General features: G+C 61.5%; 22 protein-coding genes, 4 tRNA genes and 2 pseudogenes. 16 read left to right on the top strand and 12 right to left on the bottom strand.

Features of this window, described 5'->3' with window-relative positions; all coding sequences use genetic code 11:
• The first annotated feature begins 23 nt into the window (after window positions 1–23).
• Window positions 24–359, top strand: coding sequence for a helix-turn-helix domain-containing protein (locus tag G7067_RS09215; protein ID WP_166323657.1), 336 nt, complete (start codon window positions 24–26; stop codon window positions 357–359).
• Window positions 356–1,648, top strand: coding sequence for a type II toxin-antitoxin system HipA family toxin (locus G7067_RS09210; protein WP_166323655.1), 1,293 nt, complete (start codon window positions 356–358; stop codon window positions 1,646–1,648). The genes G7067_RS09215 and G7067_RS09210 overlap by 4 nt, the downstream gene beginning before the upstream one ends.
• A 1,297-nt stretch (window positions 1,649–2,945) precedes the next feature.
• Here G7067_RS09210 and G7067_RS15255 read toward each other — a convergent pair.
• The 5 genes from G7067_RS15255 to G7067_RS09185 all read right to left on the bottom strand — a co-directional run bounded on the left by G7067_RS15255 (window position 2,946) and on the right by G7067_RS09185 (window position 4,198).
• Window positions 2,946–3,065, bottom strand: a complete 120-nt coding sequence (locus G7067_RS15255; protein ID WP_425280711.1) for a hypothetical protein — start codon at window positions 3,063–3,065, stop codon at window positions 2,946–2,948.
• A 233-nt stretch (window positions 3,066–3,298) separates the two neighbouring features.
• Complete coding sequence (locus tag G7067_RS09200) at window positions 3,299–3,568, bottom strand: hypothetical protein (RefSeq protein ID WP_166323651.1); 270 nt, start codon at window positions 3,566–3,568, stop codon at window positions 3,299–3,301.
• Between the two features lie 343 nt (window positions 3,569–3,911).
• Window positions 3,912–3,983 (bottom strand) — tRNA-Val (locus G7067_RS09195).
• 27 nt (window positions 3,984–4,010) lie between these two features.
• Window positions 4,011–4,081, bottom strand: a tRNA-Cys gene (locus G7067_RS09190).
• A gap of 45 nt (window positions 4,082–4,126) precedes the next feature.
• A tRNA-Gly gene (locus G7067_RS09185) sits at window positions 4,127–4,198 on the bottom strand.
• 172 nt (window positions 4,199–4,370) lie between these two features.
• Here G7067_RS09185 and G7067_RS09180 point away from each other — a divergent pair.
• The 8 genes from G7067_RS09180 (at window position 4,371) to G7067_RS09145 (ending at window position 10,500) form a co-directional block, all read left to right on the top strand.
• Window positions 4,371–5,390, top strand: a complete 1,020-nt coding sequence (locus G7067_RS09180; protein ID WP_166323649.1) for a coiled-coil domain-containing protein — start codon at window positions 4,371–4,373, stop codon at window positions 5,388–5,390.
• Between the two features lie 91 nt (window positions 5,391–5,481).
• A tRNA-Val gene (locus G7067_RS09175) sits at window positions 5,482–5,554 on the top strand.
• Window positions 5,555–5,558: 4 nt separating this feature from the next.
• Window positions 5,559–5,786 carry a hypothetical protein gene (locus tag G7067_RS09170; protein ID WP_166323647.1) on the top strand — a complete coding sequence of 76 codons (228 nt, stop codon included), beginning with the start codon at window positions 5,559–5,561 and terminating at the stop codon, window positions 5,784–5,786.
• A gap of 83 nt (window positions 5,787–5,869) precedes the next feature.
• Entirely contained in the window at window positions 5,870–7,846 is a 1,977-nt protein-coding gene (gene thrS / locus G7067_RS09165; protein ID WP_166323645.1) for a threonine--tRNA ligase, read from the top strand.
• 41 nt (window positions 7,847–7,887) lie between these two features.
• A complete protein-coding gene (locus G7067_RS09160) occupies window positions 7,888–8,376 on the top strand; it encodes an HIT family protein (protein WP_166326023.1) in 489 nt (162 codons plus the stop codon).
• Between the two features lie 97 nt (window positions 8,377–8,473).
• Window positions 8,474–9,238: a YebC/PmpR family DNA-binding transcriptional regulator gene (locus G7067_RS09155; RefSeq protein WP_166323643.1), complete on the top strand. Its 765-nt coding sequence runs from the start codon at window positions 8,474–8,476 to the stop codon at window positions 9,236–9,238.
• Window positions 9,239–9,246: 8 nt separating this feature from the next.
• Window positions 9,247–9,834, top strand: a complete 588-nt coding sequence (gene ruvC / locus G7067_RS09150) for a crossover junction endodeoxyribonuclease RuvC (RefSeq protein WP_166323641.1) — start codon at window positions 9,247–9,249, stop codon at window positions 9,832–9,834.
• Between the two features lie 150 nt (window positions 9,835–9,984).
• Entirely contained in the window at window positions 9,985–10,500 is a 516-nt protein-coding gene (locus tag G7067_RS09145) for a hypothetical protein (RefSeq protein ID WP_166321098.1), read from the top strand.
• Between the two features lie 51 nt (window positions 10,501–10,551).
• On the opposite strand, the gene G7067_RS09140 is transcribed toward G7067_RS09145, so the two are convergent.
• Entirely contained in the window at window positions 10,552–11,304 is a 753-nt protein-coding gene (locus G7067_RS09140; RefSeq protein ID WP_166323639.1) for a trimeric intracellular cation channel family protein, read from the bottom strand.
• A gap of 61 nt (window positions 11,305–11,365) precedes the next feature.
• Here G7067_RS09140 and recO point away from each other — a divergent pair, with 61 nt between their 5' ends.
• The 4 genes and pseudogenes from recO (at window position 11,366) to G7067_RS09120 (ending at window position 15,564) form a co-directional block, all read left to right on the top strand.
• A complete protein-coding gene (gene recO / locus G7067_RS09135) occupies window positions 11,366–12,088 on the top strand; it encodes a DNA repair protein RecO (RefSeq protein WP_166323637.1) in 723 nt (240 codons plus the stop codon).
• 10 nt (window positions 12,089–12,098) lie between these two features.
• The gene (locus tag G7067_RS09130; RefSeq protein WP_166323635.1) at window positions 12,099–12,887 is read left to right on the top strand and encodes an isoprenyl transferase; all 789 of its coding nucleotides are present in this window, start codon (window positions 12,099–12,101) and stop codon (window positions 12,885–12,887) included.
• Window positions 12,888–13,095: 208 nt separating this feature from the next.
• Window positions 13,096–14,282: pseudogene (dusB, locus tag G7067_RS09125) on the top strand (tRNA dihydrouridine synthase DusB).
• Window positions 14,275–15,564 carry a deoxyguanosinetriphosphate triphosphohydrolase gene (locus tag G7067_RS09120; protein ID WP_244301036.1) on the top strand — a complete coding sequence of 430 codons (1,290 nt, stop codon included), beginning with the start codon at window positions 14,275–14,277 and terminating at the stop codon, window positions 15,562–15,564. Before dusB ends, G7067_RS09120 begins: the two are co-directional and overlap by 8 nt.
• Before the next feature lie 13 nt (window positions 15,565–15,577).
• Here the strand turns inward: G7067_RS09120 and G7067_RS09115 are convergent, their stop codons facing one another.
• Genes G7067_RS09115 through idi form a run of 6 tightly spaced genes read right to left on the bottom strand, consistent with a single transcriptional unit; the run spans window position 15,578 to window position 21,273 of the window.
• The gene (locus G7067_RS09115) at window positions 15,578–16,753 is read right to left on the bottom strand and encodes a prenyltransferase (protein WP_166323633.1); all 1,176 of its coding nucleotides are present in this window, start codon (window positions 16,751–16,753) and stop codon (window positions 15,578–15,580) included.
• Window positions 16,750–17,109, bottom strand: a complete 360-nt coding sequence (locus tag G7067_RS09110; RefSeq protein ID WP_166323631.1) for a lycopene cyclase domain-containing protein — start codon at window positions 17,107–17,109, stop codon at window positions 16,750–16,752. The genes G7067_RS09115 and G7067_RS09110 overlap by 4 nt, the downstream gene beginning before the upstream one ends.
• A 37-nt stretch (window positions 17,110–17,146) precedes the next feature.
• On the bottom strand, window positions 17,147–18,700 hold the full coding sequence (gene crtI / locus G7067_RS09105) for a phytoene desaturase family protein (RefSeq protein ID WP_166323629.1): 1,554 nt from the start codon (window positions 18,698–18,700) through the stop codon (window positions 17,147–17,149).
• Window positions 18,701–18,728: 28 nt separating this feature from the next.
• Window positions 18,729–19,637 (bottom strand): phytoene/squalene synthase family protein, encoded by a 909-nt coding sequence (locus G7067_RS09100; protein WP_166323627.1) that lies wholly within the window; start codon window positions 19,635–19,637, stop codon window positions 18,729–18,731.
• The gene (locus tag G7067_RS09095) at window positions 19,634–20,773 is read right to left on the bottom strand and encodes a polyprenyl synthetase family protein (protein WP_166323625.1); all 1,140 of its coding nucleotides are present in this window, start codon (window positions 20,771–20,773) and stop codon (window positions 19,634–19,636) included. Before G7067_RS09095 ends, G7067_RS09100 begins: the two co-directional genes overlap by 4 nt.
• Window positions 20,770–21,273: an isopentenyl-diphosphate Delta-isomerase gene (gene idi, locus G7067_RS09090; RefSeq protein WP_244301035.1), complete on the bottom strand. Its 504-nt coding sequence runs from the start codon at window positions 21,271–21,273 to the stop codon at window positions 20,770–20,772. Before idi ends, G7067_RS09095 begins: the two co-directional genes overlap by 4 nt.
• A 160-nt stretch (window positions 21,274–21,433) precedes the next feature.
• Between idi and dnaG the strand changes: the two are divergent.
• Both dnaG and G7067_RS09080 read left to right on the top strand, forming a co-directional pair.
• A pseudogene (gene dnaG / locus G7067_RS09085) lies at window positions 21,434–23,315 on the top strand (DNA primase).
• Window positions 23,316–23,433: 118 nt separating this feature from the next.
• On the top strand, window positions 23,434–24,282 hold the full coding sequence (locus G7067_RS09080) for an ATP-binding cassette domain-containing protein (RefSeq protein ID WP_166323621.1): 849 nt from the start codon (window positions 23,434–23,436) through the stop codon (window positions 24,280–24,282).
• Window positions 24,283–24,304: the final 22 nt, after the last annotated feature.

The raw sequence follows: 24,304 nt of genomic DNA, 5'->3' as shown, positions 1-24,304 counted from the left end.
TATAAGGGTGATATTCTCTCTATATGGACACAAAAGTGACCACGGCTAAGGCATGGGAGTCTGAGCAGTGGGAGGCGCACATTGGGCAACAGGTGCGCCGAGCACGACTCGAAGAGAACTCCTCGCAGGCGCAACTCGCCGAGCGCGCAAATGTGGCGCTCGGGGCGCTTAAGAATCTCGAAGCGGGAAGAGGATCCACCCTCCGCACGCTTGTGCGTGTCGTTCGCGCACTCGGGCTTGAAGAGTGGCTCGAAGAGTTGAGCCCGGATCCGGGCATCAGCCCCATGGCGATGCTGCGCGCTGCCCGCGACTCCGCGCCACCGAAGCGGGCATCGGGATCCCGAAGGGAGCGAGCATGACGTTTCGACGAGTCGAGGTCCTTGAGGTGCGTGCTTGGGGGTCCCTGGTCGGCGCCGTCACGCAGCTCCCAGACTCGCCGCTGGCGGTGTTTGAGTACAACCGGGCCTGGCGTGGGCCGGAGCTGTCACCTCTGCTCATGGCGCGCTCACCCCGAAGACGCACCTGGACCTTCCCCGGCCTTTCCCTCGAAACCTTTCACGGACTGCCGCCACTTCTCGCGGGATCGGTGCCAGACGACTTCGGCAACGCGGTGATCACTGCCGCGCTACTTCGAGAGGGGCTGCAACGTGCAGATGTGCGCCCCATCGACCGGCTCGCCTATGTCGGAACGCGGGCGATGGGTGCGCTCACCTTTCACCCCGCGCAGTCGCCGAAGCTGGAGGCGACCGCACTCGAAATGGCGCAACTCGTTGAGGGAGCGAGGCGCGCGATCCGCGGGTCTCTGGCAGAGGATCAGCGCAGCGAGACCGTGAACGAGATCCTCTCTGTGGGTGTTTCGGCCGGCGGCGCACGGGCGAAGGCGATCATCGCGTTCGAGCCCGAGAGCGGCGAGGTGCGCGTCGGCGGCATTGACGCTCCCGAGGGCTTCGAGCAGTGGCTCATCAAGTTCGATGGTGTGGGGGAGGACCGCGAACTCGGCACCGGCGGCGACTTCGGTCGCATCGAGTATGCGTATTCGCTCATGGCTCGGCAAGCGGGTATCGAGATGGCGGAGTGCCGGCTACTCGAGGAGGCGGATCGGGCACACTTCATGACCCGCCGCTTCGACCGACCGGGTGTTCACGGCGAACGGCTGCACCTGCAGTCCCTCAACGATCTGCTCGGACTCGACTTCCGGCAGCGCGTCACGCACGGCTACGAATCGCTCTTTCAGGCCGACGCGGAGCTTCAGAGTGGAGCCGCCGAGCAGATCTTCCGGCGCATGGTCTTCAACGTGCTGGGGTCAAACCATGACGACCACACGAAGAACCACGCTTTTCTCCTTTCGCAGGAAGGTTCGTGGCGGCTTTCACCCGCCTACGATCTCAGCTACGCATACAACCCGCAAGGGTTCTGGACGTCGCAGCACTTGATGGGGGTGAACGGGAAGTTCGCGCAGATCACTCGCGCAGATCTCTTGGGGATCGCCGACAGGTATCGGGTCCCGGGTGCATCGCGGGTGCTCCGTGAGGTCGCCGCGGCGGTCGCCGAGTTCACGGACTTCGCACGTGCCGCCGGAGTCTCTAAGACTCGCACCCAGCAGATTGAGCGACGTCTGCGGGAGCTGCGCGACGAGTCTGGGGCCTGAGGCAGGCTCACGTTCGGTTGCAGCGAAGGGTTAGTCCGTCGTGGCCATACCTTCGTTGAATCTGGTGTGTCTTGACGCCCACCATTTGTGTTTCTAGCCTAGAGCTGGCGTTATGTTCGTGCGCATGTGTGAGAAACGAATGCAGAGGTTTCAGCGCGAATTCAGGGCCCCTGTTGAGCGAGCGCAGTCTCATCGTCGATTTTCTGGTCTTCCGTGCAGGAGCGAGCCACTTCCTCTTAGACCGACTTCGAGCTGATCCCCACGGGGCAATGGCGGGAACCGACCTCGAACGACTTGCCCGTTCAGGGTCGAGAATGACTCGGAAGAATACCCCTCGGGGCAATGTCGTTCGGTTGAGTGATTCTTCCACGTGTCAGATCGCGACTCTGGACTGGCCTTCTGCCACCTGGCACGGCTACACACCCACCCCTAGTCCCCGTCGAGCCTGCGTTTCACCGTCGATCCTGCGGTCAGGAACCGCCATTTTGGCGGTGGAGGGCAGTCTCGATGGTGGTACCTCGAATGACCCGTCCGTCATTCTGCGCGTAGGGAGAAGCCCGGAGTCGCAGAATCCTCGTTCTTTCAGAGCCGGTTAGTTGCTGGCTTCCGGTCGGACAGCGAGGATCCCGCGACTCTGGCACTGTAGTGCCACCGCGGAATTTGGAGAAAGCGATGCCAGGAGTCATCGAGTCACAGTAAACGCGACAGCAACAGCGAGCTGGTCAGACGCTCACTGCCTATGGAATGGATACCCGATTTGGACGCCCATCCGCAGACGGTCTTGGGTGACGTCTCCCGGGAATCGGGCAAAGTCTTCACCGGCGGGCGGCGGAACATCAGCCGGACAGTAAATGACTGCGTATCCTCCGTAAGGGCTGGGACTCCCGTCAGCTTCGAGCGTTGACGCGGTGCCCCCAAAGCATTCGTCCTGCATGGCTGCGAATGACAGGGTGAAGCCAGTGGCTCGCCCTTGCGTCGTCTGCTGAGAGGTTCCAGGTAGGTCGATTGTCGCTGTCACATCGCGGGTGGTGTCAGTGCTCACCCATTCGCCGTTGAGGTCTTCCCATGCGGCTTGCTTTCGAGCCTCCGGCGCAGGCGCTTCGGTCTCAATTGGTTGTGTACCTTCTGGCGGGACTTGACTTTACTCAGTTGGTTTCGGACCTGTCGCTGAGGTTGATGCTTGGCAGCCGGTGAGCGCCAAGCTACCCATGATTACGATTCCTACGACCGCTTTTGATGCACGCATGGTGGCAAGCCTATAGGGGCTCCGATCTCGGTTGAGGATCGCGAGCACCTACTACTCAGAGATGAGCCGAGCAGAAACATCCATCGCTTCATGCAGAATACGAACCACCTCGATGACCTCACCGGCTTGTCGATAAACGACAAAGTGTCGCGGATGCGCGATCCGCCGCACAGCAGGACTCACTTCGTCGCGGCAGGTATTCAACTGCGCCGTACATACGCTTCGTCCGAGGTCAGGTCGGTCATGCGATCCCGGAAACTCAGGATCACACACAATTTTGGCGAAAGCTGCGCCGATGAGTGCTTGGTAGCCGTCTCAGACGGAGACGCCGAACCGGAAGACTGGCCACTCGAGAATGTCATCAACATCATTTTCAATATCCGCCCCAAGTCGCAGCCTGTAGATCACGCGCGTTTCACTTCTGCACGCTCAGTTGCCAAGCGACCACGCTCACCCAAGTAGTCTCCAAGTTCGTCGACCGAAAGCTCGATTCCCCTGCCGGCATCCAAACTGGCGATACCTTTGTCGACAGCTGATTTGAGCTCAAAATAGCGGGCCTCGTCGTACTCGTTCGTGGTTTCAAGCGACGCGATCAGCTCATGCGCAACCTCGGCACGTTCGGCGCGCGAGAGTGCACGCGCAGCGTCGAGCACTTCAGCCAGATTCGAGTTCATGAATGCAGTCTACGCCGGATGCTTTTCAAAGTGGCGGCTGCCCAGGTTCGAACACGAGGATCCTGCGACTCTGGCGCTGTAGCGCCACCACGAAATGTGCACAAAGGCTTCGCTTTTCTGCCCAAACATTTCGTGCAGGATGACATGGGTCGGGCCCGGACGATTGGGGAACTCCAAGCCCGAGGCGAGCGCAGCGAAGCCGCTGCCGTACCCGCCTGGGATCGAACCAGCGCAGATTCCTCAGAGCAAACGCATCGCGTTTGCGGAATCTGCGAAGGTCACTGGTTCGGTCCCAGTATCTTGCGCGCAACGCAAAAGACCCGGCGTGAGCCGGGTCTCGTCGTGCGCGATACTGGGATCGAACCAGTGACCTCTTCCGTGTCAGGGAAGCGCGCTACCGCTGCGCCAATCGCGCCTGTTAAAGGCTATTTAGTTGTAAGCGAGGTGGCGACGGGATTCGAACCCGTGTATACGGCTTTGCAGGCCGCTGCCTCGCCTCTCGGCCACGCCACCGTACGTGGTTGACACCACTAGTGGTTCGGCAAGCCGACCCACTCGAGCGGATGACGAGATTCGAACTCGCGACCCTCACCTTGGCAAGGTGATGCGCTACCGCTGCGCCACATCCGCACTGTTCACGTTGCCGTGTACTCGAACGACTATAGGCGAGTTTCCGGGTAGCGCGCAAATCGGGGTGACTCGGGCGCGCCGAAACGGCGCAATGACAACGGCGCCGCCAATTTGTGAGTCAGATAGCGTCATTTTTTGGCCGCGCAGCTGCTCTCCCAGATACTGTAGGTTCATGGGAACGAGGCTGCGCAGAGGAGCGAAACGCACGATCGCGTTCCTGCTCACGACCGCAGTGCTCGTTGCGGGGGTCATTGCTTTTTCCTTTCGCCAAGATATTCAGGATCATTTCCGCGCTTTAGGTTTTGATCCTTCTGCTCGCACGATTGAAGTTATGGACTTTCTGCAGCTCACGGACAGGGGTGAGCGGGTGTTCCTCGCCTCTCGTCCCACCGTCGACGGCAGTCAGCTTTTCAACGCACAGTGCTCGGGTGTTAATCATTCAGAAGAAGGGCATGTGCTTGGTTGCTATACGGGGGAGCGTATCCACCTGTTTGACGTTCCAGATCCTCGGATCGGCGGGATCGTGGAGGTCACCGCCGCGCACGAGCTCCTTCATGCCACGTTTGACCGTTTGAGTGACGGCGAGCGGGCAGCGCTGACCGAGCGGCTCATGACCGCCTACGACGTGCTGAGTCTTGAGCACCCCGAGCTTGTTGAGCGCATGTCGGTGTATGCGCATCTCTCTGCTACCGCTTTCGCGAATGAACTTCATTCAGTGCTGGGAACCGAAGTACGGGATCTGCCAAGCTGGCTTGAGCAGCGATATGGGGACTGGTTTAAGAATCGCGATGCACTGATTGATCATTTCGAGTCGTTTCACGCAGTGTTTGTCGAACTCGAGGATCAAGCAAAGACCCTTGAAACCGAGATGACGGCGCTTCGCGCGGATGTTGAACGGCGCAACGCCGAGTACGACGCCACGGTGCATCAGTTCAACCTCGACGCGGCAGATCTTCGTAGACGAAACGAAAACTTCGAGTTTTCTGACAATCCCGCCGAGTTCAATCGAATGCGCGACGAGCTCGCCAAACGGCGCGCGGCAATCCAGAGCACGCTTGATGGCTTACAGGCCGATATCGACCGATACAACGCCATGCGTGAAGAACTCCAAAAGCTCAGCCAACAGAGCACCGAACTTCAAGAAAAACTCAATAGTGAGCTCGCGCCGGTGACAAGCCAACCGGAGGAGTGAGCGACTGGCGATCTTCGATTTCCTCTACGCCTTCAGTTCCATGTAAGATCGATCCGGTTAGCACGGTGCCGCAAGGTTCCTCAAACAAAACGGGCGATTGGCGCAGTTGGTAGCGCGCTTCCTTCACACGGAAGAGGTCATCGGTTCGAGTCCGGTATCGCCCACAATATGTTTCCGCTCTTTGAATTCGTGTGGACGGTCACCGTCGCCGTTCATTTTGGGCTGGCCTTGCTCGCGGTGCTCTCGCTGAGCAAGGTGGCCTCCGCGCTCAGCGTGCTCACCTGCGCGTGGTGGACGATTCTCTGCGCGCTGCTGCCGATCATCGGGAGTGTGCTGTGGTTTAGGATCGGCAAGCCGAAGGCGCTTCGCGAGCTCAGTGACGACACAACCCAGTAAGATCGATACCGTTCCCTGTGATGCTGGTAGATCTGAGACCTCTCTGATTGCCGCGTCTTTTCCGCCGTGAAGGAGTGTGCCACGTGGCAGACGGATTCTCCCTGTTTACCGATCGTTCGATTGTCGCCATGCGCGTCAATGGCGAACTGCGCGATCTTGCCGCAGAGGTGACGGAGTCCGACACTGTCGAGCCGGTCACAATCGATTCCGATGAGGGCCTCAGCATCCTCCGCCACTCGGCCGCGCACGTGCTGGCACAAGCGGTGCAGACGATTAATCCCGAGACCAAGCTCGGGATCGGCCCGCCCATCGCCGATGGCTTCTACTACGACTTTGATCCCGCGGAGCCGTTCACACCCGAGGATCTGAAGGCGATCTCGTCCCAGATGCAGAAGATCGTAAAGCAGGGGCAGCGCTTCGTGCGCCGTGTCGTCACCGAGGATGAGGCACGGGACGAGCTCGCGAACGAACCCTACAAGCTCGAATTGATCGGGCTCAAGGGTGGCAGCGGCGATGAAGTCACAGGATCCGACAACGAGAACGTTGAAGTCGGTGGAGCCGAGCTCACGATCTACGACAACGTCGATCCGAAGACCGGCGAGGTCTGCTGGAAGGATCTCTGCCGCGGCCCGCATCTGCCCAACACCCGCATGATCGGCAACGGCTGGGCGCTGATGCGCAGCGCGGGCGCGTACTGGCGCGGCAGCGAGGCGAATCCGATGCTCCAGCGCATCTACGGCACCGCGTGGCCGACCAAGGACGAACTTCGTGAGTACCAGACCCGCTTGGAGGAGGCTGCCAAGCGCGACCACCGCAAGCTCGGTGTCGAGATGGACCTCTTCAGCTTCCCCGACGAAATTGGCTCTGGCCTCGCGGTCTTCCACCCCAAGGGCGGAATCATCCGTCACGAAATCGAGTCGTACATGCGCGACGAACTGCTGCGCAACGGCTACGAGGTCGTCAACAGCCCCCACATCACCAAGGGCACCCTTTTTGAAACCAGTCAGCACCTGAACTGGTATAAGGACGGCATGTTCCCGGCGATGCACCTCGACGAGGTCGTCGACGCTGATGGGAACGTCACGAAGCAGGGGCAAGATTACTACCTGAAGCCCATGAACTGCCCGTTCCACAATCTGATCTTCCGCGCCCGTGCTCGCAGCTATCGCGAATTGCCGCTGCGTCTGGCCGAGTTCGGTACGGTCTACCGCTACGAAAAGAGCGGTACGCTCTCCGGCCTCACCCGCGTGCGCGGGCTGACTCAGGATGACGCGCACATTTATGTCACGGATGAGCAGGTGAAGGAAGAGATCAAGCGACAGCTCGAGTTCGTGTTTGCGACGCTGCGCGCTTACGGCCTCAACGACTTCTATCTTGAACTGTCAACGCGGGATCCCGAAAAGTCTGTCGGCTCAGACGCTCAGTGGGAACTCGCGACGGAAACGCTGCGCCAGGTGGGTGAGGAGTCCGGCCTCGAACTCGTGGCCGATCCCGGCGGCGCGGCGTTCTACGGCCCGAAGATTTCGGTGCAGGCTCGCGACGCGATCGGTCGCACTTGGCAGCTTTCAACCGTGCAACTCGACTTCAACCAGCCCGAACTCTTTGAGCTCGAGTACGCGGCAGCCGACGGCACGCGCAAGCAGCCGATCATGATCCACCGCGCACTGCTCGGCTCGGTCGAGCGCTTCTTCGCGATCCTGCTTGAGCACTACGCGGGAGCGTTCCCCGTGTGGCTCTCGCCCGTGCAGGTGGTCGGGATCCCCGTCGCCGAGCACTATGGCGAGTACCTTGACGAGATCATTGCCCAATTGCGTAACCGCGGCGTACGCGCCGAGGTCGACCACAGCGATGACCGCATGCCGAAGAAGATCCGCAACCACACGAAGGCCAAGGTACCCTTCCAGCTCATTGCGGGTGAGGAGGATCGCGAGGCGGGCGCCGTGAGTTTCCGCTTCCGTGACGGCACGCAGCTGAACGGTGTGCCTATCAATGAGGCGATCGAACGCATCGTCAGGTCGATCGAGTCCCACGAGCAGGTGTCGACCGCGTGGACGGAGTAGAGAGCCTTCAGACCACCGCCGCCGTCGGGGAGCCCGATGGTATGGCGCGACTGTGGGTGCCACATCGCATGGTCTACGTCGCGGATCACCACCAACCGGACCACACTGACTGCCCCTTCTGCGAGGCGCCAAAGCGCAGCGATGAAGACGCGCTCATTGTTGCCCGGGGTGAGACCGCCTATGTGCTGCTCAACCTGTTTCCCTACAACAACGGACACATGTTGGTCTGCCCCTATCGCCATGTATCGCTTTATGACGAGGCGACGCGGGAAGAGGTCGCGGAGGTCGCGGCTCTGACACAGGTGGCGATGCGAGTCGCCCGCGAGGTGATGGGCTGCCAGGGTTTCAATATCGGCATGAACCAGGGAGAGATCGCCGGGGCCGGAGTCGCGGCGCACCTGCATCAGCACATCGTGCCCCGCTGGGCTGCCGATTCAAACTTCTTTCCGATCATCGCAAAGACGAAGGCACTCCCGCAGCTGCTCGGTGATGTACGCGCCTCCTTTGCTGCGGCCTGGCCGCACCCTTAGCACCCTCGCATCGCAGGGCTTTCACCGCGACCTCTCCGCGACCCTGCAGATAGACTCACTTCAGCAATCAACACACCGTAGAAAAGGGGCAGATCCCGTGTCAGGTCACTCCAAGTGGGCAACGACAAAGCACAAGAAGGCGATTATCGACAGTCGCCGTGCGAAGGCGTTTGCCAAGTACATCAAGAATATTGAGGTCGCGGCGCGCATGGGCGGCGCCGATCTTGCCGGCAACCCGACGCTCGCCGATGCGGTCCACAAGGCAAAGAAGAACTCCGTTCCCGGAGACAACATTGAGCGCGCGATCAAGCGCGGAGCCGGTATCGACGGCGACGCGGTTGAGTACCTCACCATCATGTACGAGGCCTACGGACCAAATGGCGTCGCCCTCATGGTCGAGTGCCTCACCGACAACAAGAACCGCGCCGCCGCCGAGGTACGCACCGCGCTCAGCCGTAACGGTGGCACTCTCGCCGATCCCGGCAGCGTCGCCTACAACTTTGCCCGCAAGGGCGTCATCACGGTTCCCGCTGAGGGCACCACCGAAGACGATGTGCTCGACGCCGTGCTCGACGCCGGAGCAGAAGAGGTCAATCTGACCCCCAACGGCGAAGCTTTCGAGGTCATCACAGAGGCCTCAGAGCTGGTTGCGGCCCGTACTGCCCTCGTCGATGCAGGCATCGATTATGAGGCAGCCGATGCAGAATTCGTGCCGAGCCTGAAGGTGGAGATTGACGCCGCCACGGCACGCAAGGTGTTTCAGATTATCGATGCGCTCGAAGACAGCGACGATGTGCAGAACGTCTACTCGAACTTTGATCTCACCTCCGAGGTGCAGGCGGAGCTGGCCGGGGACGAGTAGTTCCGCACATGCGCATCATCGGTATCGACCCGGGGCTGACCCGCCTCGGGGTCGGGATCGTATCAACCGATGCCGGGCGGCGCGTCACTTTCGAACATGTTGAGGTGATGCGCAGCCCCGCAGACGCAAGTACACCCGCGCGGCTTCTGCAACTGGGATCCGGGATCCAGCGCCTGCTTGACGGGGAAAAGCCCGACGCGATCGCCCTCGAGAGAGTATTCGCGCAGCAGAACCTGCCGAGCGTGATGGGGGTCGCACAGATCAGTGGCGTCGTGATGTTCCTCGCTGAGCAGCGCGGGATCCCGGTGGCCCTGTACACTCCGAACGAAGTAAAGTCTCAGGTCACCGGTTACGGGGCGGCGGATAAGGCCCAAGTGACGACGATGGTGACCAGGCTTCTCCGTCTCGGGGCTCCGCCAAAGCCCGCTGACGCGGCAGACGCCCTCGCGCTCGCGATCACTCACGCCTGGCATCTAGGTCGTGGCGGTGCGGCCGACCGCGTCGGGAAGATTTCGCCCGCGGGAGAAACGCCCGCACAGCGTGCGTGGCGCGAGGCAGAACAGAAGTCGGGCACCCGGCGAAGCCCGCGCCACTGATAGCGCCTCTCAGGACTAACGCGATTCTTTCTCCGCTCACATGCGATGTTTTGCTGCAACACGGGCGCAGTTATCCACAGATTCGAGATACTGCGGATTCAGTCCGCATTGCTATGGCAATGTGAGTGCAACTGGCGCACAATAGGGGGCATGATCAACGTGACGGAACCGCAAGTCTGGACGCTCATCGGCGTTTTGGGTGCCGCATTTTTCGCCCTCATCGGAGTTCTCGTTCAGGTCCTCACAAGAAACATCACCGCCCAGATCGACGGCCTCGGGCAGCGTATCGACACGAGGATCACTGACCTTGAACGTCGCGTCGACGACAAAATTGACGGGCTCGAGAAGAACGTCGACGCCAAGATCGTCGGACTTGAGAAGAGCGTCGACGCTAAGATCGATGGTCTCAGAGCCGAAATGGTGGTGCGCTTTGAGCGTGTTGATGAGAGGTTTGAGCAGGTCGACAAGAGGTTTGAGCAGGTCGACAAGAGGTTTGAGCAGATCGATAAGCGGTTTGAGCAGGTCGACAAGCGGTTTGAGCAGGTCGACAAGCGGTTTGAGCAGGTCGATAGGCGGTTTGAGCAGGTCGAATCTGCGGTGCACGGCATCAACAACGAGGTCCAAGCGCTCACGAAGAGAGTGTTCCCTGAGAACTTCGCAGCTTAAGCGCTGGTGCGTTGCTGAAACGATTCACGACGCCGGGTCCGGTGAAGACCCCTACGGCGTCACATTCCGTTCAGGATCACTAGGATTCGGATCAGTGGTCGGCAGCGAAATGCTGCCCGTGTGTAGCGCCTCATCGATAGCTTCTTCGACCTGACGCTGACGCCGAAGTCTGAGGCGACTGAGCGCACGCTGCTCGGGGAGACTCCACCCGAACCGCACCGCGAGGAGCCTGACGATCGCCGTGACCACAACGCACACAAGTCCCGCAACAAAGACTGGCACCCCAAGCGCCAACAGCGCAATGAGCACGCTAACGCCCGCGAGGCTCGCGAACGCATACAGCGAGCCAACGTGCATGAGCGCGATCGGAATATTCAGCATGACGTCGCGCAGCACTCCGCCGCCCACCGCCGAAACGGTTCCGATGAATATGGCCGGCACCACCGGCATGCCCATTGCCAACGCTTTTGTCGCCCCAATCGCGCCAAACATGCCGATACTGAGCGCGTCGAGCGACGTGACGAGCGGGTCTAGTCGTTGAAACAAACGGGGGAGCAGCATGCCAAGAAATGCCGCACCGGTCGCGACGATCAGATACAAGTTGTCTGAAAACGCTGCGGGCGTCACCCCTAGAAGAATGTCGCGCAGAAACCCGCCGCCGATTCCCGAGGCAATACCGATAATGGCGACGCCAAGTAGGTCGATACGTTTAAAGCCCGCAGCAAAAAGCGCCCCTTGCAGGCTCCCCACGCCCACCGCGACAAGATCGGCCGGGAGGGGAGTGGTAAAGGTTTCGTCAAGCACTGGTCTATTCTTGCATCCCCTCTTACAAGGCTAGGCAGTATCGCGGTGAGATACTGGAGAGATGCCACTATACCGAGAAGAAGGTGTGGTGATCCGCACGCAGAAACTCGGTGAGGCGGATCGCATCGTCACCATGCTGACGCGCGGTCGCGGACTCTTACGCGCCGTCGCGAAAGGCGTGCGCCGCACCTCCTCGAAGTTCGGCGCAAGGCTCGAACCCTTCATGGTCGCTGACGTTCAGTGCTACGAGGGCCGCACGCTCGACACCATTACGCAGGCAGAAACGTTGGGCGCCTACGGTCCTCAAATCAGTGCCGATTACGATCGTTACCGCGCGGGTAATGTGATGGTCGAGACCGCTGAGCGGATCGCAGAAGGCGGCCCATCCAGAGATCAGTACACCTTGCTTGTTGGCGCGCTGCGCACGCTCGCCGCGGCCAGAATCCCCTCGGAACTCGTGCGCGACGGCTACCTGATGCGCGCTATGGGCCAGGCGGGCTGGACCCCCGGCTTCGATCACTGCGTGCGCTGTGGCGCGCCCGGTCCGCACACCGTCGTCGCCGTGCAAATGGGCGGTGTCGTCTGCGAAAACTGCCGAGTGCCCGGTTCCCCGCGGCTTGATCCGGGCAGCATCGAGCTTCTGGCAGCGCTGCTTTCGGGCGACTGGGATCGCGCGCTCGAATCGACAGAACGCGAACGCGGGCAGGCAGCGGGAATCGCCGCCGCCCACACGCAGTGGCACCTTGAGCGCGGGCTGCGCTCTTTCAGTGCTCCGCGGGCATAAACTGGCATCCATGCACAACGCACCCACCGCTCTGGTGCCCGTCGACTGGACCGGCGAACAGCCGCCCCATTTTGACGGCCCAGCCCCCAAACATATCGCCATCGTGATGGACGGCAACGGACGCTGGGCGAATCGCCGCGGGCTGTCGCGTGTCGAGGGGCACCGCATGGGGGAGCAGGCGCTTCTCGATGTGGTCGCCGGCGCGATTCAGGCGGGAGTAAGTCACCTCAGCGTCTACGCCTTCTCCACCGAAAACTGGCGGCGTTCACCCGATGAGGTGCGCTTTCTGATGGGCTTCAACCGGGATGTTCTGCGTCGCCGTCGGGAACAACTCCACGCCTGGAACGTGCGGATGCGGTGGGCCGGTCGACGCCCGAAACTCTGGGGTTCCGTCATCAACGAACTGCAGGCTTCCGAGCGACGCACCGCAAGAAACACCGGACTCACCCTCACCATGTGCGTCAATTACGGCGGCCGCAACGAAATCACCGATGCGGTGCGCGAGATTGCGCGGGAAGTGCGCGCGGGCAGGCTCTCCCCGAATGGGATCAGCGAGCGCACGATCGAACGTCACCTCTACGTTCCCGAGCTCCCCGACGTCGATCTATTCTTGCGCAGCTCGGGCGAGCAGCGCACCAGCAACTTCATGCTGTGGCAGTCCGCCTACGCCGAGATGGTGTTCCTCGACACGCTGTGGCCGGATTTTGGACGAGCGGATCTGTGGCGTGCGATCCAAATGTTTCATGCTCGGGATCGCCGCTTTGGTGGCGCGGTTGATCGTCCGGGCACGGGATCCTGAGCCGCCCCACGTCATCCTGCGCTGAGGGCATCGCCCGGAGTCACAGGATCCTCGTTTGGAAACGCTGAGTTTCCGGTGAGAAGTTGCAGTCTTATAGGGCGAGGATTCTGCGACTGCGCTGCGCTTGCGCAGAATGACACTGAGGAAGTACCCACAATGACGGGGGAGGATCACGTCACCGCGATCGATCTGCGAGAATAGACCGGATATGAACACCCAGACTTTTACCGGCGACCGCCTGCGCATCGGCCCGCTCGAACTCGACGTGCCCGTGGTGCTCGCCCCCATGGCGGGGATCACGAACACAGCGTTTCGTCGCCTCTGCCGCGAGTACGGTGCCGGCCTGTACGTCTCAGAGATGATCACGAGTCGCGCGCTCGTTGAGCGAACCCCGGGTTCGTTACGTCTCATCAAGCACCATGAGAGCGAGACGCCGCGCTCAATCCAGCTCTACGGGGTCGATCCGCAGACCGTCTCGGAGGCTGTCCGGTTCTTGGTCGGCGAGAATCTCGCGGACCACATTGATTTGAACTTCGGCTGCCCGGTCCCCAAGGTGACCCGCAAGGGCGGCGGATCGGCGCTGCCCTGGAAGAGCGACTTGTTCCGCGCGATCGTGGAGGGCGCGGTCAAGGCCGCGGGGGAGATCCCCCTCACGATCAAGATGCGCAAGGGCATCGACGCTGATCACCTCACCTACCTCGATGCGGCCAAGGCCGCGGAGGGGCGGGAGTCGCTGCCATCGCCCTGCACGGTCGTACCGCCAACGAGTTCTATTCGGGCCAGGCCGATTGGTCGTCGATTGCGACGCTGAAGGAAACCATCTCAAGCGTGCCGATCCTCGGCAACGGCGATATTTGGTCTGCGGATGACGCGATCCGAATGGTCAGAGAAACCGGCTGCGACGGCGTGGTTGTTGGGCGTGGCTGCCTCGGTCGCCCGTGGCTGTTCGGAGATCTTGCCGCCGCGTTCCGTGCGGAGAAGGGCGAGATCAGCTGGGATGAGGCGCGTGCGGCCACCGCGAAACCACCGCTCGGCTTCGTGATGGAAGCCATGCGCCGCCACACCGAGCTTATGATCGAGTTCTTCGACGGCGAAGAGGATCGCGCCTGCCGCGACATTCGCAAGCACGTCGCCTGGTACTACAAGGGCTACGGAGTGGGCGGAGACACCAGGCGGGCACTCGCCACGGTCGAGTCCCTGGAGCAGATGGACGAGATTTTTGCCACAATGGATCCCTCGTTGCCCTATCCGGGTGAGGGTGCCGAAGGCCCGCGCGGTCGCGCCGGCAGCCCGAAACGGCCGATTCTGCCGCACGGCTGGCTCGAAAGTCGCACGAGCGATAGCATCGACTACTCCGAGCTCGCCGAAGCTGAGAGGGACGATTCAGGTGGGTAGCGACCGCGGCGCGGCTGCGCAGCTTCCGGAGGGCTATACCGCGGCGGATGCGGAGCGATTCCTGCCTGAGGAACGGGGCACCGACAACACGGCTTCGGCACGGAGCGATTTTGCACGCGATCGCGCTCGCGTACTGCATTCGAGCGGTTGGCGGCGGCTGGCTGCAAAAACCCAGGTTCTCAGCCCAACGGCCGGCATCGATTTCGCTCGCAATCGCCTCACCCACTCGCTCGAGGTGGCGCAGATTGGCCGCGAGCTCGCCGTGTCACTCGGCCTCGCACAGGATGTTGTCGATACGGCCTGTCTCGCACACGATCTTGGGCACCCACCGTTCGGACACAACGGTGAACGGGCGCTGAATGAGTGGGCTGCAGACGCCGGCGGTTTCGAAGGCAACGCACAGACACTCCGTGTGCTCACGCGCTTAGAGCCGAAGCGGTTTACCCCTGACGGCCAGAGCGTCGGCATGAATCTGACGCGGGCAACGCTCGATGCGAGTTGCAAGTATCCGTGGAGCCTCGCCGAAGCAGCACCCGGCAGCACGAAGTTTGGCTACTTCTCGGATGATGCGCCCGTGTTCAACTGGCTCCGCGCTGGCGCGCCCCCACAGGTCAAGTGCGCGGAGGCGCAGGCGATGGATCTGGCCGATGACATCGCGTATTCCGTGCACGACTTTGAAGACGCGGTGGTGAGCGAGTTCATCGATCCCGAGATCCTGACGGCGCGCTCCGGTCACGAAAGCTTGATCCGAGCCGTGTCGGAGTGGGCCGGGGGAAGATTCTCGGCCGACGAGCTCGGCGAGGCTTACAATCGCATCGCCGCGCAGCCCACCTGGCTCACCCGCTGGAATGGCTCCAGGCAGCACCAAGCGCAGCTGAAGAACTTTACGAGCGACATGATCGGTCGTTTCGCTCGGTCTGCGATCCACGACACCCTTGAGATGGCCGATGGCCAGCCGCTTGCTCGGTACGGAGCAGGCATTGTGGTGCCGCGCAGCGTGCGTGCCGAGATTGCGGTGTTGAAGGGGATCGTCGCTGCGTTTGTGATGGCGAGCGGGCGCAGGCAACCCACCTATCGTCGGCAACGAGAGCTTCTGCTCGAACTCCTGCAAACGCTGTGGGAGTTTGGCCCTGCGGAGCTTGAACCGCCCTTTGCAGCCGACTACCTCGCGGCTGCAAACGAAGCGGAAGCGAAACGCGCAGTGGTGGATCAGGTTGCCACGCTCACGGATCAATCTGCGATCGCGTGGCACAAGCGCCTCTGCGATGTCCCGCTCGTATAGCGCCCCGAATCCCCTAAGAGTTCCACCACAGGATCATGATCATCGTTGCGATGAAGCCCGCGCCGTAGTTCAACCAGATAAATCGACGCCAGGCGCGATTGCTCCCGGCTGCGGTGTCGTCGGTGACCCGCGCCCAGGGTGCGCAGTTGACGAGATAGGGGATCACGATCGCGGCGGCGAGCGGGCCCGGCCAGGGTGTGAACAGCATGAGCACGCCGGCGAGCGTCCACAGCACGAGGGCGATCCACACGGTGGCGCGCGCTCCGAACACTGTGGCGATGGACCCGATACCGGCCGCGCGATCGGGCTGAATATCTTGAACAGCCCCGAAGGCGTGTGCGGCCATGCCCCACAGGAAGAAGGCTGCGAGCAGGAGTATGGTGCTCGGCTGCCAGGCAGCTCCGGTGAGCGCGAGTCCCACAACCGCAGGGCTCACAAAGTGAGTACTCGAGGTGATCGAATCAAGTACCGGGCGTTCCTTGAAGCGCAGTCCGGCTGCTGAGTAAGCAATGACGGCGAAGGTACTGACGAGGAGCGGGCCCCAACTGGCAGGACCGCCAACGGCGGCCAGCACGAGCAGAAAAGGAATGTTCGACCATGCCGCCAATTGCAGCATCGGGCGATGGAACTGGGGCTGCAGGAGCGCGCCCTCAATGCCGCCCTTGCGCGGGTTATTGATGTCAGAAGCGTAATCAAACACATCATTGATGCCGTACATCGCGAGGTTGTAGGGGATTAGGTAGTAGAGCGCACCCACCACGAGCACCCAGTCAATTTCGCGGGTAGTCAAGAAGTATGCGGCGGCGAAGGGGAACGCGGTGTTGATCCAACTTACCGGCCGGGAGGCGACAAATGCCTCCCGCAACAATCTGCGGACCGGGACAGCAGCTCGGCGGTTCAACAACTCCCAAAACACTGGCAGCGCAATGATAATCGCAATGGGATAGGCAAAATCTTCAATCGGCGCGAGGCCGATGGTGATACCGGAAATGTGTTCCGCCGTGTAGCTAAAGAGGCCGCTTGCGATCATCAAGCTGTCAAACACCGCGGTGAGCAACACGAGAACCGCTGCAGCCATCACAGAAGCGCGCCATTCAACGCGCCAGCCTCGCCCGCCGAGACGACTCAGTACGGCGGCGGCAACGATGGCAACACCCATAAACAGCAGGGTCAGAAGCAGGTATCTCATGTGATCTCAGGCTCCGGTGGGGTTTCGTCATCCGTCTTGCGGGTCCATTTTCCCAGCAGCCTGGTAGCTCCGGTGTAGAGAATCATCGCGCAGAGCACCAGAAAGAGGAGAAACACGGGTTCCTCCAGCGGCATTTCAGGTGCCAGCACGATCCCTGAAGCGATCGTGGCGTCTCCCCGCAAAAAGATCCCGGTGGCGATTCCGGCTGCATCCCACAGCAACAAAAAGGTGACGCCAGCGAGAGTGACGAGCGCGGCGGATGCCGGGCTCTTCCAGAAGAACAGCCGAAACCGTAGGTCGAGCAGGAGCATGCACACGATGCCCCCGAGCAAACACGCGAGATACAGGTACGACACTACGACCCCCGGGGTGTGTTCCGGGCAATCGGGGCTTTCAGGGGCCAGCTGTACGGTCGCCTCGGATTCGCTTCAGTACAAGCTCCGCGCTGATCAAACACATCGGGACTCCAACCCCCGGCGAGGTTGTCGCTCCCGCGTAGAAGAGTCCGGCGACGCGTTTCGAAGCGTTTTGCGGGCGAAACATCGCGCTCTGTCGGAGTGTGTGCGCTGGCCCCAGCATGCCGCCGCGCCAAGACGAATAGTCATCGACAAAATCCGCCGGCCCGATCGTCTCCCGCACCACGATGCGCTCGCGAAGATCTGGGATATTCGCCCATGCGGATATCTGATCGATTGCCGCGTCCACCGCGCGCTCCACTGCCGGGTCGCCCTCGCCATCGGCGCCACCTCTGCCGATTTCGGGATCCGCGGGAACCGGGATCAACACGAACAGGTTCTCGTCTCCCTCTGGCGCAACTTCGGCCTCTGTTGCACTCGGCTTGCACACGTAGAGTGATGCGGGATCCGGTACCGACGGCCGCTCACCAAAGATGGCATCAAAGTTCGCATCCCAATCGCTCGTAAAGAAGAGTGAGTGGTGGCCAAGCTGGGGTAACTTACCCGACACGCCGAGCAGCGCGATCACACCGCCGGGACCGCTCTCCTTGCCTTTCCACCACGATTCCGGGTAGCTTCGGGCCGAAGCATCAAGCAGCACCGTCTCCGTGTGATGCAAGTCCGCCCCCGACACCACGATGTCCGCCGGCTCCGTAAAGATTTCACCTGCAGCATCACGCCACTCAATACCGCTCACACGTTGCTTACGACCGGCCTGGGTCGTCAGGATCCGCGTCACCTCTGCTTCTGTGACGACGTGCACCCCCGATTCAATCGCGAGACTTGCGATTCTTTCAACGAGGCCCCAAAAGCCGCCCATCGGATACTGCACCCCCTCATCGAGGTCGAGCGTGCTCATGAGGTGGTACATAGCGGGTGCGCGACGCGGATCGGTGCCCAGAAACACTGCCGGATATCCGAGGACTTGACGGAGCACTGGGTGCTGAAACTGCCGGCTCACAAACTTCTGCAACGAGGTTCCCAGCAGCGATGCGAGTTGCGGGAGTGCCCGCACCACCTCAGCCGCGGTGAGGGTGCTCCACTTGGTGAAAGGGTTGTAGAGGAAGTGCCGCTCAGCGAGGTCCGTCGCGTGCGCAGCAGAGGCCAGGTACCTGCGTAGGATCGGGGCGCTGCCGGGTTCGAGCTCTTCAAAGAGTTCAGCCACCCGTTCAGCACCATAAGGCACCGCAACAGGATCCGATTCTGCTCCGCCGGGCGCGCGAAACACCTGATACCCGGGATCAAGAGTGACAAGATCCAGCTGTTCGCGGGTGCTCGTGCCGAGAAGCTCAAAATAGTGATCAAAAATGCGTGGCATCAAATACCAGGAGGGGCCCGTTTCAAAGCGGTATCCGTCGCGCCGAAGCACACCCGCTCTGCCGCCGAGCCGCGTGTTTCGTTCGAACAGCCGTACTTCGTGCCCCTCACGCGCCAAAAGAGTCGCCGTCGCGAGTCCGGCGATCCCGCCGCCAATCACTACCGTCCGAGTCATTGTCTTCCTTCGTTCTGGTGCCTAAGTGTCACTTTCGAAACTCGATTGCCGCCTGCGCGAGCAGCAACAGCTTTTCGGGACCGGGGATCCGCACCCGCTGCGAGTACAGCTTTTCGGCGTCTGTGCGTTCGAGCCGATCATTCAACCGTTCAAACAATCGCAGCGCCGTTCCCACCGCGATCCGCGCGTCGCGAGGAAGAAGCGGAATTGATGCGCGCGCGTCCGCGATCTGCTCGCGAATCGTCACGACCCACCGCTGCTGCTGCGCCCGATCGATGCGACCCTCAACGCTGAGATAACTGCGACCTAGGCGAGCGGTGTCGTCCGCCAGATCGCGCAAAAAATTGACGTTCTGGAAGGCGGCCCCGAGACGCCTCGCGCCGTGCTCAAGCACCTCGGTCTCGTCAGCGTTCAAGCGCTCATCGCGCGTAAAGACCCGCAGACACATCAGTCCGATCACCTCCGCCGATCCATACACGTAGCTCGCGTGGGCCTCTGTGCCGAAGCGGAGCAGATCGCTCGCCGAGACAGCTTCGGTCTGGGGTTCGCCCAGATCCGCGCGCATGGAGGCGAAGAAGGGGGTGGTCAATTCGGTACCGATCCCGGATTCCCGCGCTGTCGCAGCGAAAGCGTGCACGATCGGATTGCTGCTGTAGCCGCGCAAGACCGCGGCATCGGTTTCCCCTTCGAGTTCATTGAGCGCGGCCCGCTGCGCTTCGAGCGTGAAACCCGCCTCAGAAGTCGCTCCGTCGACGAGCTCATCGGCGACCCTCACCAGCGCATAGATGTTTCGCACGTGGCGCCGGTGCCGAGGGCCCAGAAGGCGCGTTGCGGCACCAAAGGAGCTTGAGTAAGCGCCGATGATCTGTTGCGCTGATCGCTCTGACGCGACCGTGTATCTTTCGAGCGTGCTGAGGGAATCAAGTGAGGGCGTCATGAGCGGCGTTCCTCAAGCGATGCCACGAGATCCTCGATGTAGCGGATAACCTCGACCGGCAACTGGTGGTCAGGCTGCGCAAGAAACTCGATACAGGTCCGGATCTGCTCGTCGATCAACGAGCGAATAAATCCCTCGGCGCCACACTCGATGAGCAGCTTTCGGGCGAATACTCCGTCTTCTTCCGTCAGATTGGCGCGGCCGTGGTAGGGCTCAATGCTGGGCCAGGCCTCTGACATCCGTGCGTAGGCGATGATCACCGTTTCTTTACCCTCGCGCAAGTCCGAGAACATGTCTTTCCCGTGCTCTGTCGCGTCACCAAAGGTTGATAGCAGATCGTCTTGCAACTGGAACGCGATCCCGAGATGGCGTCCGACCATGCCAACCACCATCTCAGCGCGCGCGCTTGCTCCCGCGAGGACCAAGGCGGCGCGCAGAGGCAATTCAAAGGTGTACGTCGCGGTCTTGAGTCTGCTCATGTTGAGCACCGTGTCGAGATCCGCCGGCACCAGGCCGTCACTCAGCCCGACATCGAGATGCTCACCGACCACAGACTCCGTGATGGTGTGGTCGAGAATGTCGAGCAAGCGGATGCGGATCTCCTCAGGGAGCGCCTCCCGTGCGAAAATCTGGTGCGTAGCGGACAGCAGGAGGTCGCCCATCAGTATCCCGCTTGTTCGCGCCCAGTGAAGCGGTCCGCGTTGCTCCCCGGCTTCATCCTGCGCCAGCACAGCATCGCTCGCACACAGCGGTTCTGGACGACGCACCTGCAGGAGCGTACCGATCAAATTCGGCCGCCCGCGTCGGAACAGGTCCCCATCAATGACGTCATCGTGCAGCAGGAATGAGTAATGCAGGAGTTCCGTCGCGGCCGCGATCCGGATCACAGCATCACGCGACACGGGGGGTGTTTCTGCCTGGGAATTCGCCAAGGCGTCAAACGCACCGATCAAGAGCCTCGGACGAATCAGTTTCCCGCCGAGTATGCACTCGGAAGTAATCTCCCACAGCTCGGCAAAGTGCGCGCCGTAGGCGGTGGAGTGCTGAGAATAGACGGCGAGCTGTCGTTGCAACTCGGTCTCGATGGCCTCCGCCGAGGCCGCACGCTTCAACTGGGCTACAGTATTTTCCCTCATGCTCGGTTCTCCGAACTGATTCGTCCGCTCTCTATGAGCTGCGACAGTTGCTCATTCATCCACGGACTGAAAACGAAGGGTGTGTGAGCGCGAGAGGAGATCAGCGACTCCTGCGACACCCAGCTCCACTCCGCAACTTCGCTGGGAGCAGGATCCAACGCCCCTTCAAGGCGCGCGGTGTACACCGGGCAAATCTCGTTTTCAACGACGCCACTCGCGTCCACGGCGCGATAGCGGAAGCCGGGGATCGCAACCGTGATGTCGGTGACGATCGCACCCAACTCCTGTGCGGCGCGGCGCGAAATAGCTTCTTCAAACGTTTCACCGGGGGCGGGATGACCGCAAAAGCTGTTGGTCCACACTCCCGGCCAGGTGAGCTTTGACAGCGCCCGCCGCGTCACAAGCACTTCTCCGCGATCGTTGAAAAGATAGCAGGAGAATGCGCGATGCAAGGGAGTGTTCGTTCCGTGCACGAGCGATTTTTCACACTCGCCGATCACGTTTCCATCATCACCAAGGAGCACTACTAGTTCTGGCAAAGACCTGTCATTTCTTTTCTGAGGCGGAGTTACATCTTCACGTAGTCTATTCCGGACCTCCCTGCGTTCTCGCTTAACTCGCGCAGACGACAAATTGGCGGCCGCTGTAGACTCATCATTTATGGCTGGTCGGATTCGTGCGAGTGACGTAGAGGAAGTGAAGCGTCGCTCAAACTTGGCCGATCTCGTGGGGGACTACGTCACTCTCAAGAACGCAGGAATCGACTCAATGAAAGGCCTGTGCCCTTTCCATGACGAGCGAAGTCCCAGCTTCCACGTGCGGCCGGCCCTCGGTTACTACCATTGCTTCGGCTGCGGCGAATCCGGGGACGCCTTCACCTTTCTGCAGCGCATGGATCATCTCACCTTCGCCGAGTCAGTGGAGCGACTCGCAGCGCGGATCCACTACACGCTGACATATGAAGAAGGCAATTTCCAGCGCGAGGAGGGTCCGAACCGTGCCCGACTGCTCGCGGCGAACGAGGCTGCCGCGAAGTACTACACCTCCCAACTCGCGAGCGACGAAGCAAAAGCCGGCCGCGATTTCCTGACGCAGCGCGGTTTCGATGAGGCGGCGGGGGCCCGGTTTGGTGTCGGCTACGCTCCGCGCGGCTGGGACTCACTGACCAAACACTTGCGGGCCCAGGGGTTCACGCCTCAGGAGCTTGCGCTCGCCGGACTGGTGTCGGAGGGACAGCGCGGCATCTATGACCGCTTCCGAGGCAGGCTGGTGTGGCCGATCCGTGACACGAGCGGCCAAACCCTCGGCTTCGGCGCGCGGCACCTTTACGAGGACGACAAGGGACCGAAGTACCTCAACACCCCGAGTCTCCCGTCTACCACAAATCGCAGGTGCTCTACGGTCTTGACGTCGCCAAACGAGCGATCTCTCGCGGGCACCAGACCGTCGTGGTCGAGGGCTACACCGATGTGATGGCGTGCCACCTCGCAGGTATCGAAACCGCGGTCGCCACTTGTGGCACCGCATTCGGCAAGGATCACATCGCGGTGCTGCGCCGGATCATGGGCGACAACAGCGCCTCTGAGGTGATCTTCACTTTTGACCCCGACGAGGCCGGACAGAAAGCAGCCCTGAGAGCCTTCAGCGAGGAGCGCCGATTCACCGCGCAGACCTACGTCGCGGTCGCTCCCGAAGGCTTCGACCCCTGCGACCTTCGTCTGCATCGGGGCGACGAGGCGGTGCGAGATCTCTTCACCCGCAAAGTGCCCCTCTTCGAGTTTGCACTGCGGCAGGCGGTCAAGCGTTTCGACCTCAACAGTGTCGAGGGCCGGGTGTCGGCTCTGCGCGAAGCAGCTCCGATCATCGCAGAGATCAAGGATCCCTCCCTCCGCCCCGGCTACGCCCGTGAGCTCGCCCGCATGCTCGGCACCGAGCTGGTCGAGGTGCAACAGGCGGTGCGGCAGGCTGAGCTGCGGTCGCGCGGCAACCCGGCTCCCGCCCCTCGCGAGCTCAACGCGCAGAGGCTCAGGATCCATCGCCTTACGCCACCCCTGAAGCAGCGGCGCCACGCATCAATCTCGGCTCGTTGCAAAATTCCCCCACCACCTGGCTCGAACGTGACGCGCTGATGGCGATGATTCAACAGGGAAACGCGGTGGGCGCAGATCTTATGCAGCAGGCGGTCACCGCGCAGGTATTCGAGCCACAGCTGAGGGTGGTGCGCGACGCCCTCGCCGCCGCCTTGCCACAGCTCGGCTCCGACGCCTGGTTCGAAACCATCCAGGCGTCCGCCCCGGCGAGTCACCATGAGCTCATTCGCGAACTCGCCATGGCCCCGATGCCGCAGCGAAACGAGGATCTCCTGGTTGCATACGCCCGCGACGTCGTCGTATCGCTGCTTGACCGGGATCTCATCGCCCTAAAGTCTGAGCTACTCGCTCGCTTGCAGCGCATCGGTGACCACACGGATCCAGCTTCCCGTCGGATCCAGGAACAGCTTGTCGCACTTGAGGCCGCCCGACGCGGCTTGCGCGAGGAGTAACTTCACCAGATCCTGCAACGCACCGACTGATCACCCGGGGCGGCAAAGTGAATGCCCTAGGCTTTTTACGTACGAAGCCAATTAACCGTGGCGAAGAAGAAGATTGAGGAAGACACGCATGGCACACCCCAGACTTGAGGCGGACCCGACAATCAGGGTCTCAGACCTTTCGCTCGGGTATCCAGCGCACGCTGGGGGACGGGAGTTCCAGGCTGTCGAGGGTATGTCGTTCGACGTTCCTCGTGGCGATGTCGTGGCGCTCCTCGGAGAGAGCGGATCCGGCAAGTCAACACTCGCGAAGTTTCTTGCCGGCCGTGGCCCCGACGCGGGGGAGAAGGCGGCCAGGATAAAGCTCACCGGCGGAGAAGCTACTGTGCTCGACACGCCGATGCGGGGACTTGGCCGTCGGACCCGCGCAAGACTTACGACCTACATTGGCCATTTGGCGCAGGATGCGGGCGCAACGCTGACGCCCGAGCTCAACGTGGGAGACATCCTGTTCGAACCCATCGTCGAGCGCAGCAAACGCTTTGACCGGGACGCGCTTGGCGAGCGCATTGCTGAGATGATGGACATCGTCGCCCTGCCACTCAGCAAGCTGCAGGAGTACCCCTACGAGCTTTCAAAGGGGCAGCGTCAGAGAGTTGCAGTCATGCGCTCGCTGATGCTCGATCCGACTCTTCTCATTGCCGATGAACCCACGCTGGGCGTCGACGCGAACAACCGACCGAAGATCGTCGATCTGCTGCGCTGGTACCGCGAGCGCACCGGCGCAACGCTGATGCTGATCAGCCACGACATTGGAATGCTTGAGGCGCTGGTGAAGGATGTGCTCGTGATGCAGCAGGGCCGCCTGGTCGGCCAGGGCGACATCAATGAGATCTTCCGTCACGCCGATCACGGCTACGTGCAATTGCTTGCTCAAGCCCTTCGGGCGACTGCTTATGACGAAATCGCGGAAGAATAGTGCGGCAATACTGAAACAGCAA

The organism is Leucobacter insecticola, from assembly GCF_011382965.1.
Lineage (GTDB): Bacteria > Actinomycetota > Actinomycetes > Actinomycetales > Microbacteriaceae > Leucobacter > Leucobacter insecticola.
The sequence above is the reverse complement of the archived record's forward strand: the minus strand, read 5'-3'. Positions and strand labels throughout refer to the sequence as shown.

Bases quoted from the DNA above. Each gene is read 5' to 3' on its own strand.
- G7067_RS09100 (WP_166323627.1), bottom strand. From the start codon at position 19,637: ATGACGCCCTCACTTGATTCCCTCAGCACGCTCGAAAGATACACGGTC.
- G7067_RS09095 (WP_166323625.1), bottom strand. From the start codon at position 20,773: ATGAGGGAAAATACTGTAGCCCAGTTGAAGCGTGCGGCCTCGGCGGAG.
- G7067_RS09200 (WP_166323651.1), bottom strand. From the start codon at position 3,568: ATGAACTCGAATCTGGCTGAAGTGCTCGACGCTGCGCGTGCACTCTCG.
- ruvC (WP_166323641.1), top strand. From the start codon at position 9,247: ATGCGCATCATCGGTATCGACCCGGGGCTGACCCGCCTCGGGGTCGGG.
- G7067_RS09080 (WP_166323621.1), top strand. From the start codon at position 23,434: ATGGCACACCCCAGACTTGAGGCGGACCCGACAATCAGGGTCTCAGAC.
- G7067_RS09170 (WP_166323647.1), top strand. From the start codon at position 5,559: ATGTTTCCGCTCTTTGAATTCGTGTGGACGGTCACCGTCGCCGTTCAT.
- G7067_RS09180 (WP_166323649.1), top strand. From the start codon at position 4,371: ATGGGAACGAGGCTGCGCAGAGGAGCGAAACGCACGATCGCGTTCCTG.
- G7067_RS09215 (WP_166323657.1), top strand. From the start codon at position 24: ATGGACACAAAAGTGACCACGGCTAAGGCATGGGAGTCTGAGCAGTGG.
- G7067_RS09160 (WP_166326023.1), top strand. From the start codon at position 7,888: ATGGCGCGACTGTGGGTGCCACATCGCATGGTCTACGTCGCGGATCAC.
- G7067_RS09145 (WP_166321098.1), top strand. From the start codon at position 9,985: ATGATCAACGTGACGGAACCGCAAGTCTGGACGCTCATCGGCGTTTTG.
- G7067_RS09115 (WP_166323633.1), bottom strand. From the start codon at position 16,753: ATGAGATACCTGCTTCTGACCCTGCTGTTTATGGGTGTTGCCATCGTT.
- crtI (WP_166323629.1), bottom strand. From the start codon at position 18,700: ATGACTCGGACGGTAGTGATTGGCGGCGGGATCGCCGGACTCGCGACG.
- G7067_RS09130 (WP_166323635.1), top strand. From the start codon at position 12,099: ATGCACAACGCACCCACCGCTCTGGTGCCCGTCGACTGGACCGGCGAA.
- G7067_RS09210 (WP_166323655.1), top strand. From the start codon at position 356: ATGACGTTTCGACGAGTCGAGGTCCTTGAGGTGCGTGCTTGGGGGTCC.
- recO (WP_166323637.1), top strand. From the start codon at position 11,366: ATGCCACTATACCGAGAAGAAGGTGTGGTGATCCGCACGCAGAAACTC.